The 14555-nt window shown below is 32.3% G+C and carries 13 protein-coding genes and 1 pseudogene; 2 read left to right on the top strand and 12 right to left on the bottom strand.

What is annotated here, in order from left to right; translation table 11 throughout:
• Both QZZ51_RS13070 and QZZ51_RS13075 read right to left on the bottom strand, forming a co-directional pair.
• Positions 1–351, bottom strand: a 351-nt coding sequence (locus QZZ51_RS13070; protein WP_291870377.1) for an SDR family NAD(P)-dependent oxidoreductase, incomplete at its 3' end; no start/stop codon positions are given.
• Between the two features lies 1 nt (position 352).
• A pseudogene (locus QZZ51_RS13075) lies at positions 353–851 on the bottom strand (SRPBCC family protein).
• A 172-nt stretch (positions 852–1023) separates the two neighbouring features.
• On the opposite strand from QZZ51_RS13075, the gene QZZ51_RS13080 reads away from it, so the two are divergent.
• Positions 1024–1872, top strand: a complete 849-nt coding sequence (locus tag QZZ51_RS13080; protein WP_291870379.1) for a DUF2911 domain-containing protein — start codon at positions 1024–1026, stop codon at positions 1870–1872.
• Positions 1873–1950: 78 nt separating this feature from the next.
• Here QZZ51_RS13080 and QZZ51_RS13085 read toward each other — a convergent pair whose 3' ends face one another.
• The 10 genes from QZZ51_RS13085 to QZZ51_RS13130 form a co-directional block, all read right to left on the bottom strand.
• The gene (locus tag QZZ51_RS13085) at positions 1951–2964 is read right to left on the bottom strand and encodes a UDP-glucose--hexose-1-phosphate uridylyltransferase (RefSeq protein ID WP_291870381.1); all 1014 of its coding nucleotides are present in this window, start codon (positions 2962–2964) and stop codon (positions 1951–1953) included.
• A 5-nt stretch (positions 2965–2969) separates the two neighbouring features.
• Positions 2970–4130 (bottom strand): galactokinase, encoded by a 1161-nt coding sequence (gene galK / locus QZZ51_RS13090; RefSeq protein ID WP_291870383.1) that lies wholly within the window; start codon positions 4128–4130, stop codon positions 2970–2972.
• An 87-nt stretch (positions 4131–4217) separates the two neighbouring features.
• Positions 4218–4922, bottom strand: coding sequence for an NUDIX domain-containing protein (locus tag QZZ51_RS13095; RefSeq protein WP_291870385.1), 705 nt, complete (start codon positions 4920–4922; stop codon positions 4218–4220).
• Positions 4923–5019: 97 nt separating this feature from the next.
• Positions 5020–6753: a sodium:solute symporter gene (locus QZZ51_RS13100; RefSeq protein WP_291870387.1), complete on the bottom strand. Its 1734-nt coding sequence runs from the start codon at positions 6751–6753 to the stop codon at positions 5020–5022.
• 108 nt (positions 6754–6861) lie between these two features.
• Positions 6862–9393 (bottom strand): PIG-L family deacetylase, encoded by a 2532-nt coding sequence (locus QZZ51_RS13105; RefSeq protein WP_291870389.1) that lies wholly within the window; start codon positions 9391–9393, stop codon positions 6862–6864.
• 83 nt (positions 9394–9476) lie between these two features.
• Positions 9477–10004: a mechanosensitive ion channel family protein gene (locus QZZ51_RS13110; RefSeq protein WP_291870391.1), complete on the bottom strand. Its 528-nt coding sequence runs from the start codon at positions 10002–10004 to the stop codon at positions 9477–9479.
• Positions 10005–10046: 42 nt separating this feature from the next.
• Positions 10047–11003 (bottom strand): septum formation inhibitor Maf, encoded by a 957-nt coding sequence (locus QZZ51_RS13115; RefSeq protein WP_291870393.1) that lies wholly within the window; start codon positions 11001–11003, stop codon positions 10047–10049.
• 124 nt (positions 11004–11127) lie between these two features.
• On the bottom strand, positions 11128–11718 hold the full coding sequence (locus tag QZZ51_RS13120; RefSeq protein WP_291870395.1) for a Maf-like protein: 591 nt from the start codon (positions 11716–11718) through the stop codon (positions 11128–11130).
• 1 nt (position 11719) lies between these two features.
• Positions 11720–12247, bottom strand: coding sequence for an HAD-IIIA family hydrolase (locus QZZ51_RS13125; RefSeq protein WP_291870397.1), 528 nt, complete (start codon positions 12245–12247; stop codon positions 11720–11722).
• The gene (locus QZZ51_RS13130) at positions 12231–12995 is read right to left on the bottom strand and encodes a DUF2520 domain-containing protein (protein ID WP_291870399.1); all 765 of its coding nucleotides are present in this window, start codon (positions 12993–12995) and stop codon (positions 12231–12233) included. Before QZZ51_RS13130 ends, QZZ51_RS13125 begins: the two co-directional genes overlap by 17 nt.
• Before the next feature lie 244 nt (positions 12996–13239).
• On the opposite strand from QZZ51_RS13130, the gene QZZ51_RS13135 reads away from it, so the two are divergent.
• Positions 13240–14555: cytochrome c biogenesis protein ResB (locus QZZ51_RS13135; RefSeq protein WP_291870401.1), on the top strand; the 1316-nt coding region annotated here is incomplete at its 3' end.

Consider the following 14555-nt stretch of genomic DNA (forward strand, 5'->3'; position numbering starts at 1 on the left):
CATAAGAATACTTGCTTTTTCTGTCATTTTAGGAATGATACTACTAATAACATTGACCATGCTAAAAAAATTAATTTCCATATCTTGCCTTATAGCTTCTATTTGTAACATTTTAAATGGTTTTAGATTTATACTACCAGGACAATAAATTAACCCATGAATAATATCTGGTATTAATAAATCGTCTAAAACATCTTTAGTTGCATCGAAACTAATATAGGTAACTTCCTTTAAGTTTAAATTGGCGGATGTTCTATTGGCCACGTATATATTATAATCTTTTTTTGTTTTCTCTACGATGGAGTTTCCTATACCACTAGAAGCTCCTATGATAAGAATATTTTTTTTCATACTAAATAGATTTGAATTTTAATTCTGGAATATGATTCTCTACTTTTCCAAACAACTCTTCGAGCTTTAGAGTTCTATACGAGAAAATTTCTTGTAATTTTTTTTTTGACTAATAAGTAATGAGCAATTTGGCCTAAGAAGCCCATAGGTATTTTATAGTCTACTATATCCTCCATAATGACACCTTTATTCGTAGATTTTATAAAGTGTTTATGATGCCATAAAGAATAAGGGCCAAACCTTTGTTCGTCTACAAAATACTCGCCATCCTTAACATGTGTTATTTCGGTAACCCATTTTGTTTTTATTCCAGGCAAAGGATTTACCTTGTAATGGATAATCTGTCCAGGGTACATTTTTCTATCTTGTTTAGTCAGAATGTTAAAGCCCATATAGTCTGGCGTAATTTTTTTTAAGTTAGCCGGATTGACTAGAAAATTCCAAGCCTCTTTTTGCGATATTGGTAGCACTTGCTTTGCGTGTAATTGGTACAATTTCATATCTCAAATATACTTATTTTGTTTAATTGTTGTTGATAATAATTAAACAAAAATGAATTCTAGTTTTTTTGTGCTTATGGAATGCTACTAATTCTAGTTATTTAAGGATTAATTAACAAATGAGCCTCTGCTTAATGTGTAGTTTTGCTAGAACTAAAAAACTATTGATCAAATGAAAAAAATAATTTTATTAGCTTTTGTTGTTGTGGCATCCTTTACAATGAATGCACAGATTACAACACCAGCACCAAGTCCGTTCTCTAAATTAGAACAAAAAGTAGGACTTACAGATGTTACTTTAGAATATTCTAGACCATCTATGCGAGGTAGAGAAGTATTTGGAAACTTAGTTCCTTTCGATATATTATGGAGAACAGGAGCTAACAAAAACACTATTATTTCTTTTAGTGATGCTGTTACCATTAATGGTAGTACACTTAAGGCAGGTTCTTATGCTGTTTTTACAAAACCAGGAAAAACAACATGGGAAGTTATCTTTTATGCTAACACAGAAAATTGGGGTACTCCAGAAAAATGGGATGAAAGTTTAGTTGCAGCGAAAGCTACTGTGGAAGTTTACTCATTGCCTATGTCTGTAGAAAGTTTTACAGCTACTATTGATGACTTAAGTAATAATGGAGCATCTTTGGGGCTTTTATGGGATAAAACAATGGTAAACGTTCCTTTTTCTGTTCCTACGGAAGCAAAAGCATCTAAAAGCATAGAAAAAGTAATGAACGGTCCGTCTGCGAACGATTATTTTGCTGCAGCATCTTATTACTTAGAAGCAGATAAGGATTTAAAGAAAGCCCAAGAATGGATTAATAAAGCGGTTTCTTTAAATGATAAAGCGTATTGGATGTCTAGAAAACAGTCTCTTATCTATGCAAAATTAGGAGATAACAAAAATGCAATTGCTGCTGCTAAAAGGTCTTTGGCTGGTGCTAAAGAAGCAGGTAATGCGGATTATGTAAAAATGAATAAAGATTCTTTAAGTGCGTGGGGTATTGAAGTAGAGTAAACCGCCATTAGAAAATATATTAGAAAATCCCAAAACCATAAATATGGTTTTGGGATTTTCTAATGTATAAAAGTTCTATTATAGTTCTCGTAAACTATTTGCTGCTAATTCTGCGGTAATATCTCTTTGAGGCATCCCAAACATTTCATACCCAACCATAAATTTCTTTACTGTTGCAGAGCGCAATAGAGGAGGGTAGAAGCTCATATGAAAGTGCCATTCTGGATATTTTCCGTTGGTAGGTGCTTGATGAATTCCCGAAGAATAAGGGAAAGAAGTGTCAAACAATTTGTCGTATTTCTGGGTAACAACTTTTAATTGCTCTGCATAATCTGTTCTTTCCTTTGTGCTAAGTTCTTTAATACTCGTCCTGTGCTTTCTTGGAATAATCATAACCTCATAAGGCCAAACAGCCCAAAAAGGTACCAAACTAACAAAACTATCATTCTCAGAAATAATACGTTCCTTTGTCTTTAGTTCTTGTTCTAAATATGCAGTTAACAAACTCTTTCTGTGTTTTTGGAAATATTCTTTTTGCTTCTCCGTCTTTTTTAGAACTTCATTTGGTATAGATTTTTGTGCCCAAATTTGTCCATGTGGATGCGGATTACTGCACCCCATAATAGCCCCTTTGTTTTCAAAGATTTGCACATGATTAATTTCTGGTTTGGCTCCAAGCTCTTGGTATTCTTTTTGCCAAGTAGAAATTACCTTTTCTATATCTGAAATTTCCATTTTTGGCAGTGTTAGAGAATGATTTGGAGAAAAACAAATAACCTTACATATCCCTGTTTCACTTTCCGCTTTTAAAAGACCGTTGTCCTCTTTAAAATTTATACCATCCGGGAGTAATGCTCCAAAATCATTAGAGAATACGAATGTATTTTTATAATCCGGATTTACCTCTCCGTTAATTCTTGTATTTGTAGCACATAAATAACAGCTAGGGTCGTGGCTAATTACTTCTGCTTTTGTAGTTTCTTCCTTTTTTCCTTGCCAAGGTCTTTTATTTCTATGTGGAGAAACTAATACCCATTCTCCAGTTAGAATATTATAACGTCTGTGTGGTGTTGCATTAAAATTATCGTTCATGTAACTTAAGAGTTTAGTGTTTGTACAGAATCGTCTATTTGTAAATGGTAGCATTCTGGGGTAATACCTGTTTCTTCTTTATAAGCTGTTAATATTTTTTTAACAGCTTTATCTACGTTTTTGTCTTTTATTAGGTTAATTGTGCAACCACCAAAGCCACCACCCATCATTCTGGATCCTACTACACCATCTTGTTCTTGGCTTACATTTACCAGGTAATCTATTTCTGAAGTACTAATTTCAAAATCTGTAGACATGGATTTATGACCTGCCAATAATATATTTCCAACTTCCTTGGCATCTCCATTCTCTAGTGCTTTAATCATCTTTAAAACACGTTCATTCTCTTGGATAACATATAAAGCACGTTTAAAATCAGTAGTATCTACGTCATTTTTAATTGCCATGATTGCATCTTCAGAAACATCTCTTAAAGAGGCTACATTAGAGTTGTTTTCTTTTGCTTTTTCAACTATCGCTTCACAGGATTGTCTACGCTCGTTGTATTCGTTTCCTACAGCTAATTCGTGGGTAATCTTAGAGTTTATAAGAACCCAACTGTAACCAACAAGGTTAATTGGTACATATTTGTAACTTAAATCTTTACAGTCTAAAAATAATGCGTTTCCTTTTTTTCCAAAAAGAACCGCATATTGATCCATTAAACCACAGTTAAGTCCTATTCTGTGTTCTGCTTCTTGTCCAATTTTTGCAATCTCAGTTCTATCTATATTTAAATGAAGTATCTTAGAAAGTGCATATGTAAAACCGCAGCATAAGGCAGCGGAAGAGGAAAGTCCAGAGCCTATAGGAATGTCGCCTCCAAAAACAAAATCAACACCCTTTAATGGGTAATTTTTCTCGTTTAATATTTCTATGATAGCTTTAAAATACTTTCCCCAAAAACATGAAAACTCTGGACCATTTCCTTTTGCGTCTAAGCTTATTTTTTCTGGTAGAGTTAAAAATGCTTCTATGTTAAATGTGTTTGTACCATTTAATTGTAAAGCAAAATAGATTGCTTTTTCTATAGAAGCAGGCAAAACAAATCCTAAGTTGTAATCGGTATGTTCCCCTATTATATTTACCCTTCCTGGAGATCGTACAATTACTGGATTTGGAGAGTAATTATCTTTGAAAAATTGTACTACGCTATCTTTTATCATAACAAAAAAAATCAATGATTATTTATTGCAAGATACGTTATATTTTATAAATGTAAATTTTACATTTAATAATGATTTAACCCCTTTTTAAATTTCAAAATTATACCCTTTAGCAATTAATTCATCAAACATTTCCTTATTAAAACAATAAAGAAAGGCTCCTTTTTTTGAGTTCGATTGGTCTTTCTTATCCGTTTTTGTTAAAATATTTAGGGATAATATTTTCTTTCTAAAATTTCTAGAATCTAATGTTCTTTGGTATATGCATTCATACAAAGTTTGTAGTTCGGGAAGTGTAAAGTATTTGGGTAGTAGATTAAACCCAATGGGCTGGTACCTTACTTTATTGCCTAGTTCCACTATAGCATCATCCACCATTTGTTTGTGATCTAGAATTAAATCGGGTATGTCATTAATATTAAACCATGCTGCATCGAACTCTTTTACATTTTCAATATCAAAATCATTAATACCAATAAGGCTATAATGAGCAATAGAGATAACTCTTTCTCCTGGGTCTCTCTCGACATTGCCATATGTTTTTAACTCATCTAAATATATGTCTTTAAGGCCTGTAGATTCTAATAGAATTTGTTTAGCTGCATTCTTTATCGATAAATCATTTTTTACAAAAGCACCTACTAAAGACCACTTTCCTTTTAAGGGTTCTACTTTTCTTTTAAATAAGAGAAGTTTTAAGTTTTTAGAATCAAACCCAAAAATTATGCAATCTACAGCAACTAATATTTTTTGTTTAACATGATATTTTAATGAAGTATCTAATAATTTCATGTCTAAATTTTATATGTATTACACCTAATCTTAAATGTAATTTTATGGAAACCTACAAAATACAATAAAAACCTAATGTTGGTAAAGTATTAGTAGATTATGTCTTAAGGGGTGGTTTTTTTAATAATCTACCAAAAATCTCAAACATAAATGCAATAAAAATGACCAAGGCAGCTCCAATGAAGTTTAACCATAGGTAACCCAATTTTTCTTCACCAGAAGAGTATATGTGTATGCTGTAATAATATATAATAAATATGATTAATTGTGTTAGGACAGCAGCGAAAAAGACGGCGTTTCCTTTTATATATTTAAAAAAGAAAGCTAGTAGAAAAATACCTAAAACATTACCATAAAAAACACTTCCGATTATGTTGACTAACTGTATTAAGTTGTCGAACAGATTAGCAATACAAGCAATAAGAATGGCAATAACGCCCCAAAGTAACGTAAACCATTTAGATGCTGCAACATAATGGTTTTCAGTTTTGTCTGTAGTTTGGTTTCGTTTGTAAAGATCTAAAGCTGTAATGGTACCTAGAGCATTTAATTCTGAGGCTGTGGATGACATTGCTGCAGATAAAATAACGGCTAATAAGAGACCTATTAAGCCTTTAGGTAGGTTGTTTAGTATAAAATGAATAAAGACATAATCTTTGTCATTTGTTTCTGTATTTTTATTAGCCTTTTTTATTATCGTTTTTGCCGTTACTCTATTTAGACTATCCTTTCTGTTTATTTGTTTTATATGTTGTTTTGCTTCTTCTACAGCCGTATATTCTTTAAGGTCTAATGCTGCTGAAAACTTGTTTTGTGCTATCCTTTTCTCTTCTTCTAATTCTACCTGATTTTTTTGAAGTATAGAATAATCTTCTTTAAATTCCGAATTTAAAACAGTTTCTGTTGCAGATGGGTTAAAATTCAAAGGAGAAGGGTTGTATTGGTAAAAAACAAAAACCATTACTCCTATTAGAAGAATAAAGAACTGCATAGGAATTTTAAATATTCCATTAAAAACCAATCCCAACTGACTTTCGCGAATAGACTTGCCCGATAGATAACGTTGTACTTGACTCTGGTCTGTACCAAAATAGGAAAGGAAAAGGAAAAGCCCTCCTGTAATACCACTCCAAAAGGTATATCTACTTTTTGTATTAAAACTAAAATCGAGAATATTCAACTTGTCGCTAGCGCCCGCAATTTTTAAAGCTTTGCTAAAAGAAATATCCTCTGGCAAATAACTCAGAATAAAGAAGAAGGTAATAAACATACCTGTCATAATAATAAACATTTGCTGTTTTTGGGTGACGCTTACAGCTTTGGTGCCTCCGGATACAGTATATATTATTACTAAAGTTCCTATAATTATATTTAGCACTTTTAAATCCCAACCAAGCACTGCGGATAAAATAATGGAAGGTGCGAATATGGTTATTCCAGCCGCTAATCCACGCTGAATTAAAAATAATATAGCAGCAAGAGTTCTTGTTTTTAAATCGAATCTACTTTCTAAAAACTCATAAGCCGTATAGACCTTCATTTTATGGTATAACGGTATAAAAACCATACAAATGATAATCATAGCCAAGGGCAAACCAAAGTAAAACTGGACAAACCCCATCCCATCATGAAAAGCCTGACCTGGAGTAGATAAAAATGTAATTGCACTAGCTTGTGTAGCCATTACAGATAGCCCTATGGTAGACCATTTAGCTTCATTTCCTCCACGAATATAATCATCTACATTGGTGCTTCCTTTTGTTTTCCATACACCATAAACTACAATGAACACAAGTGTTCCGCATAATATTACCCAATCTATTATTTCCATATTACGAAAAACTAATCATTAAATAGAAAAATATAAGAACGTAACAAATGTTAAGGAAAAGTACAAGAGTATATTCCTTTTTCCAAGCAAATTGTTTTACTTCATTTTTCATCCTTTTACTTTTATGTTAGATTCAACATTATCTTTTCCTATAGAAATCATATTAGAAAATAGTTTGTAAGCACCAGGAACTCCGGCAGGTAATTCTCTAAAGAAACTTAATCCAGTATATATATAATTTCCTTTGCCGTATGGAGCTACTAATAGACTTCCTTTTTTTGCAGACTCACCTTGGTCTTTCATTTGTAAAATAGGGGAGAACTGTCTATCCCATTTGTTCGGAAAATAGAGGCCTCTTTCTTGTACCCAACCATTAAAATCTTTCTCTGTAATGGTATTTGGGAAGTTTATTAAAGAGTGGTTTTTTGCGAGTATTTTTACCTCCGAATTTTCATCTGTAACTCTGTCTCTGGATATCTCCAATGTGTAAGGTGCTAGATTTTCAATTTGTTTACCCCATCTACCAGCCGTATTATATTGTACTATTAAATTACCACCTTCTTTAACATAATCTAGTAAAAATGGTTGTTTAAATTTTAATTCTTCGACCACATTATAAGCACGAATACCAAGAACAACAGCATCATACTTTTGTAGAGATCCTTTTGTAATAGAGGAAGGGTCTATCGTATGAACCGTATATCCTATTTGTTCTAGACTTGTTGGAACTTTATCACCAGCTCCCATAATATAGCCAATATTTTCTCCTGCTTTTTTTATATTTAAACGAACCACTTTAGCTTTAGAAGGTAGTAATATGGTTTGAGTTGGGATATGGTCGTAAGCAATAGTTACTAATTCTTTGGAAATTTCTTTACCATTAACCTTTATTATCGGAGAAATGAAACTTTCATTTTCATTTTCTGGTGGGCTTAACTCAAAGTAAATAATTTGCTCATCTCCTTTTTTAGCAATATTAAAGGCTTTTGTTTCTTGTTCTACTTGCCATGTTTTATCAAAGCATAATTGAACTTCTCCCTTTATATTGTTTTTGTGTGCTTTAATAGTAATTCCGACTTTTTTAGATTTATTATCTGCAAAAATTAGTACTTTGTCTTTAAAACTAGCAGTAGCTTCTGGAACTATTTCAAAAGGCTGAAAGAGTTCTCCTTTGTCTCTTTTTCCATGTTTAAACACTACAGGTTTGGTGAAAGTTATTTCAGAACCATTAAAATCTAAAACATAAGTTGCCTTAAACGCTCTTGGTGTTTCTGGCATTCCTAAAAAGGTTTTGTTTTTTACGGTATACATTCCAAGAGTGCCTTTTTCATTTAGCCAATAAGGATTAGTGTATTTTGTGTTTTCTGGTATTAATAATTTAGATTTTAAATCTATTCTTAGGTTTTCTGTTAAAGTAATGTTTTCGTGCTTTTCTCCATTCTCTTGCAAAATAATTTTCTTTAAAAGTATAGGAGAATTACTTCTATTAATTACTTCGATGCTAACATCTACTGTTTCTCCAGGGTTTGCCTCTGGAGCAGCTGCAAATGCCTCCAAATGTAATCCGGCTAAATCTTTAATGATATTTCTTAGCTCTAAAGATTTTAGAGTTTTCCAGTGTTCATCTTTACTGTTTTGTAATAAAGCATAGGCCTTAACTAATTCTGGGATATGTATAGAAGGGTTTTTAAAGTTAAACTCTTTTTCTACTTTAGTTAAAATTGCACCAATGGCATTACCTCCTTCTATTCTAGACCAAGTAGTGTTTATTCCTTCGAATAAGTCATTTTTATTCTTTGGTAAATCTCCTTTTAGTAATTCTACATATTCTTGGGTTGTACCTCTTTGAGATAAGCGACCAAAACCTTGGCATAAATGCTGACTACTAGCTATTGCCGCTATTTCATTATTAGAAATTCCTAACATTGGATAGTATACTCCAATATCAACATTTAGCATTTTAGATTTATCTGCTTTTTCAAATTTTTCTTGGCTACCATAAAACCACCAGGATGTATTAAAAAATAGGCGTTGTGGTTTCCATACTTCAGTTGTCTCTAATTGCTTAGAATAAGAGTCTTGGTTGTTAGCCAACTCAAAAGCTTCTACACTTAGCATTGCAGAGGAAGTATGATGACCGTGTGTGCTTCCTGGGCTACGATGGTCAAATCTATTTATAATAATATCTGGTTTAAAGGTTCTAATGGTACGAACAACGTCTCCTAGAATTTCCTTTTTATTCCATATTTTTAAGGTTTCATCTGGGTGTTTAGAATATCCAAAATCATTCGCTCTACTAAAAAATTGCTCGCCACCGTCTATACTCCGAGCTTTTAATAATTCTTGCGTTCTTAATACTCCCAATAATTCTCTTAATTCTGGACCAATAATATTTTGCCCGCCATCTCCTCTTGTTAAAGATAAATAACCGGTTCTTGCTTTTACCTCATTCGATAAGTAAGAAATAAGCCTAGTATTTTCATCATCAGGGTGCGCAGCAATATATAAGGCCGTACCTAAGAAATTAAGCTTTTGTATGGCATGGTAGATTTCTGATGGTGTATGTTTTTTTGGTGCTTGTGAAAAAATAGAGGTTGTTACTAGAATTGCAACAATGCAAGATACCAATCGTTGGAGCATATTTTAAGTTTAGTTTACTACCAAAGATATAAAGATTAAGGCCCTTTAGTTTTATTTTAGAAATTCTTTAACAGTATAGGGAATTATTCTTTTTTCTTTTTCTCTTTTAATAAGGATACGGCCTTTTGCATCATTAAGCTATTAGGGTATACTAACAATTCCCCACTTTTTTTTCTTAAACTAACATGATAGGCTTTTATGTCTTCTATTAAATAAGGACCATCGCTATCCAAATCTTTATCCAATATTCTTACTCTGTCTCCAATCTTAAATGGATAGGCGAAAAATAAGATAACTCCAGCCGTAACATTACTAAGTATAGACCATTGTGCAAATAATGAAATGCCTAAAATTGCGAAAATGGAAGAAAATAACACTGCTACTTCCCTTAAGTTTACACCCCAAATAAAGGTTAATATGCCTACTACTAAGAAATACATTATTATGCTAATATATTTGTTTACTAGCCTAGAACGTGCCTCAACAATATTGCTTTTACGGCCTATTTTTCTAATAAGTTTGGTGATAATAAATTTTACAATTAAGAATGCAGCTATTGTTATTACCGTAGCAGATAATTGAAATTGATGATTTGTTATGTATTCTTTCATTTTTTATTATATCTAATAGTTTCTGGCTACACTATTAAATAGCTATAGTCCTAAGCTATCTCTTAAGTACAAATGTTTATTTGCGTTTTTGCTCCAATACGGAGATGTAATCGTTTTTATTCTTTTTGCAGAGGAGGTTAATTGCTTTTTGTTTTTACCGAATCCACCGAGAAATGTTTCTTTCCAACCTTCGATTGTATATGGGAAGCTGTTAGCATATTGTACAGTTACCGTTCTTTCTAATTGTGGGTAAGAGAGAGTATAGTAATCAAAATCACCTTTAGTTTCTATCGTCGCGATAGCTTTATAAGTTTTTAGCTCTTTATGAGATAACCGAACATATTCTAAAGAAGGTATTACGCTTAAATTTCCAATGGGAAGATCAGAAGGGTTAATTCTTATCTTATTCCAAATTTCATTTTCTAAAATATCCTTTGACAATGAAAAATCTTGATTACCTTCACTTTCAAAGTAAGAGTGAGAGGTTACTTTATAATCTTCTTTATTATTTATTTGTGCATAAACGTGCCCGCACCATTCTTGTGCTGAAAAAGAAACTTTTGTAGCATGCTGATTGTCATGAACACTATAAAAGCTACTGGTCATAATAGAGTAAGGGTACACACCTGTATGGTATTTTTTGGTTGTATTTAATTTTAATACAGGAATATTACTTGGGTTATTTTGGTCCGCTTTTACTTGTTTATCCGCAAGAAAAGGCTCGGTAACATATACAAGAACTGCTTTTCCTTCTCGCATTTCTCCATAACGAGCCTGGCTAAGTTGGTAGGAGGATATTTCTGCAGTACCTGAGTACCAGTATTTTTTAAATTCAGGGGATATTTTTCTTTTTGGTACAGTTTTCTCTTTTGTTTTAGATGGAGTTACTTTATTCTGTACTCTATCTTTGTTATTATTTCCACAAGAAAATAATAACAGTAATAAACATATACGGAATAAGTTTTTTAAAATATTTTTTTTTGCTTTTAGATGCTTCATGTTCTTTATTAAAATTACAAAAAAAAAATAATAGTATAATGAGCCGTTTTAACTTTAGGTTAAATATTTTTTTTTATTTTTAGGTTGAAACAAATTAGAGCCTTGGTGATAATCTGTCAACACTTTATTCCTTTGTAATATTCATTAAAGTATCGTAAACCAATTGCGTAGGTAGCCCAACAACATTAGTATAGGAGCCTTGAATTTCTTCAATGGCAATTAGGCCTATCCATTCTTGAATGCCATATGCGCCTGCTTTGTCAAAGGGTTTAAAGTTCTCTATGTAATACCAAATTTCTTTATCGTTAAGTTCTTTAAACTTTACTTTGGTGGTATGGTTTACTACGATTTGCTTTTCTGAAGTAGTAAAACAGACCGATGTTATAACTTGGTGCCATTCTCCGGATAATTTTCGTAACATTTCATAAGCTTCATTCGCATTTGCAGCTTTAGCTAAAGATTCCTTATTGTGCCACACTACGGTATCCGAGGTTATCAATATTTCCTTTTCTACTATCTCTTCTTTTTGAGGAGATGCTTTTAAAATGGCTAAATAGTCCGATATTTCAGCCCCTTGAAGTGTATCTGGGTAAATTTCATCGACATCTTTTAGACGAATTTCAAAAGGGATATTTAATTCTTTAAAAAACTGTTGTCTTCTAGGAGAACCCGAAGCAAGAATAACTTTAAAACCTTCTATTTTGTCTACTAACATTTTAGTCGTTTGATGCACTGTAATTATCTAACCAATCTCCACGAACTTTTAATACTTGTTCTATAACATCTCGAACACAAGTATTACCTCCATTTTTATGGGATATGTATTTAGCAACAGCTTTTACTTCTTTCACTGCATCTTGTGGGCAAGTAGGTAAACCTACAGCCTGCATTGGGGGAATATCTGGTAAATCATCGCCCATATACAGTACATTTTCTGGGGCAATATTATTTGTTTCTAAATATTCTTTTAATGGTTTAATTTTTAGGTGTGCACCCATATAAATATCCGTAACACCTAAACCTTGTAATCTTACTTTTACCCCTGCGTTGGTGCCTCCTGTAATTATACATACATTATATCCTTTTTGTATAGCAGTTTTAAGAGCATACCCATCTTTAACATTCATAGTCCTTAAAAGCTCGCCTTCCGCATCAACAAGCACATTTCCGTCCGTAAACACACCATCCACATCGAACACAAATGTGGTAATATTTGCTAAATATTCTTTATAACTCTTTTCCATATTTATTTTTTATTGCATCGCTTAGAAGTGCGTATATATCTTTGTTTTTTTCATTTTTAAGTAATTCTAAATGCGCATCCATAGTTTTATAATCTTTTCTTTTTGCTGGCCCCGTTTGTGCATTTTTAGGGTCAATTAGAGCCGCTTTATTGGCCGTTTCTGTAATTAGTGGCTTTAATAAGTCAAAAGATAAATTAGCCTCTCTGCAAATTTCTGCACCAATACTATACAGGTGATTGGTAAAATTATTTACAAAAACAGCAGCCAAATGCAATGCCTTTCGTTCGCTAGAAGAAACATTGTAAACGCTATTAGATATTAAAGACGCAAGCTCTTTTAATACCCTTTTACTATCCTCTTTTTCTGCTTCTATACAAATAGGAATCTCTTTAAAACTTATTTCTTGCCCTTTGGTAAAGGTTTGCAAAGGATAAAAAACACCACGATTACCGTTATTTTTTATGCTTTGCATAGCAACACTTCCTGAGGTATGGGTTACGATTCCTTTTTTATTTTTAAGATATTGAGAAACAGTGGCTATTGCATCATCATTTACAGCAATTATATAAACGTCTGCTTCCTCGATATTAGTAAAATCAGTAGTTATTCTTGTTTTAGAATTAAAAAACGAAAGTGCTTTGGAATTACGACTTACTACTTGTTTTACTTTTACGAGCGATTGTTTGCTAAAAACAGAAAACAAATGTTGAGCAATATTTCCGCTACCAATAATAACTACACTAATCATACAGCTAAATTAAGGATATATTTAGTTTTGGTGAAGAAAACAAGAAGTAATAAGTGCTTCAGAATTCACGAAGCTGTTTTTATTAAGTTTACTTATTTACTGTTTTTAAAAGATGCTTCTTTCTACTCATATTAATTTCATTTTTTAAGAGACTTAGATAGGGAGTTTATTTTAACATTTGTAATGTAAATAATACTCATAAAAAGGCTGTATTTTTACGAGCTGAAAAGTAACACCTTCTAAAATGACCAATATTCTTAAGAATTTCTTTTTTTCTACTCGTTTAATGGCTATTCTATTTGTTCTATTTGCAACTGCTATGGCTTTTGGAACATTTATTGAGAGCTGGTATAGTACCGAAACTGCAAGAATTTGGATATATAATACTAGTTGGTTCGAGGCCATAATGGTGTTTTTTGTTATCAATTTTGCTGGTAATATTTTTAGATATAAACTTTTAAGAAAAGAAAAATGGCCCGTATTGGTATTACATCTTTCTTGGATTTTAATTATTGCAGGAGCCTTTGTTACTAGGTATATTAGTTTTGAAGGGATGATGCCAATTAGAGAAGGTAATTCTGAAAAGGTTTTTTATTCGGATAAAACCTATTTAACAGCTTTTGTAGATGGAGAAATAAACGGAGAACCTAAGAGAAAAGTTATGGAGGACGATTTAATTGTGACTCCAGAGGCTCTAAAAGCAAACTTACCTTGGCATTCCGATTATAATGGGCAAAATTTTACTATATCTTATGTAGATTTTATAAAAGGAGCTAAACTTGGATTGGTGCCAAATACATCTGGGAAGCATTTTTTAAAAATAGTAGAAGCTGGTAACGGACAAAGACATGACCATTATTTAGAAAGTGGTAAAGTGGTCAGTATTCATAATGTTTTGTTTGCTTTAAACAAGAGCACGGAAGGCGCTATTAATATTTTTGCTAAAGACGGAGAATACACTATAAAATCGCCTTTTGAGGGAGATTTTATGCGTATGGCAGACCAGTTTAAAGGAACTGTAGTAAAAGATAGTTTGCAAAATTTTCAATTACGTTCTTTATATAATACAGCAGGAATGCAATTTGTTGTGCCAGATCCGTTAATTCAAGGTTCCTATGGTGTTGTGAAACTTCCGGAGGCAGAAGTTACAGAAGGGAGTCAAGATGCTTTAGTGGTTAAAATAGAAAGTAATGGTGAATCTGTAGAAAAGAAAATATTAGGAGGAAAAGGTTCTTCTAACTTTACAGAGAAAATTAAAGTAGGAGGATTAGACTTTGCTCTTGCTTATGGGTCTAAGGTATATGAGTTACCGTTTAGTATTAAACTCAATGATTTTATAGCCGAAAAATACCCGGGTACCGAGAAAGGCTATGCATCTTTTATGAGTAAAGTTACTATTGAGGATGAACGTCCTTTTGATTATAAAATATTTATGAACCATGTTTTAGACCATGAAGGCTATCGCTTTTTTCAAGCAAGTTTTGATCCAGATGAAAAGGGAACCGTACTTTCTGTGAATCATGATTTTTGGGGTACTTGGATAACATATATTGGCTATAC

Origin of the sequence: Maribacter sp. (assembly GCF_016744255.1) — a bacterium.
Classification (GTDB): domain Bacteria; phylum Bacteroidota; class Bacteroidia; order Flavobacteriales; family Flavobacteriaceae; genus Maribacter_B.

What these genes read in the sequence shown, in the direction of transcription:
- QZZ51_RS13080 (WP_291870379.1), top strand. Translation starts at nt 1,024, where the DNA reads ATGAAAAAAATAATTTTATTAGCTTTTGTTGTTGTGGCATCCTTTACA.
- QZZ51_RS13085 (WP_291870381.1), bottom strand. Translation starts at nt 2,964, where the DNA reads ATGAACGATAATTTTAATGCAACACCACACAGACGTTATAATATTCTA.
- galK (WP_291870383.1), bottom strand. Translation starts at nt 4,130, where the DNA reads ATGATAAAAGATAGCGTAGTACAATTTTTCAAAGATAATTACTCTCCA.
- QZZ51_RS13095 (WP_291870385.1), bottom strand. Translation starts at nt 4,922, where the DNA reads ATGAAATTATTAGATACTTCATTAAAATATCATGTTAAACAAAAAATA.
- QZZ51_RS13100 (WP_291870387.1), bottom strand. Translation starts at nt 6,753, where the DNA reads ATGGAAATAATAGATTGGGTAATATTATGCGGAACACTTGTGTTCATT.
- QZZ51_RS13105 (WP_291870389.1), bottom strand. Translation starts at nt 9,393, where the DNA reads ATGCTCCAACGATTGGTATCTTGCATTGTTGCAATTCTAGTAACAACC.
- QZZ51_RS13110 (WP_291870391.1), bottom strand. Translation starts at nt 10,004, where the DNA reads ATGAAAGAATACATAACAAATCATCAATTTCAATTATCTGCTACGGTA.
- QZZ51_RS13115 (WP_291870393.1), bottom strand. Translation starts at nt 11,003, where the DNA reads ATGAAGCATCTAAAAGCAAAAAAAAATATTTTAAAAAACTTATTCCGT.
- QZZ51_RS13120 (WP_291870395.1), bottom strand. Translation starts at nt 11,718, where the DNA reads ATGTTAGTAGACAAAATAGAAGGTTTTAAAGTTATTCTTGCTTCGGGT.
- QZZ51_RS13125 (WP_291870397.1), bottom strand. Translation starts at nt 12,247, where the DNA reads ATGGAAAAGAGTTATAAAGAATATTTAGCAAATATTACCACATTTGTG.
- QZZ51_RS13130 (WP_291870399.1), bottom strand. Translation starts at nt 12,995, where the DNA reads ATGATTAGTGTAGTTATTATTGGTAGCGGAAATATTGCTCAACATTTG.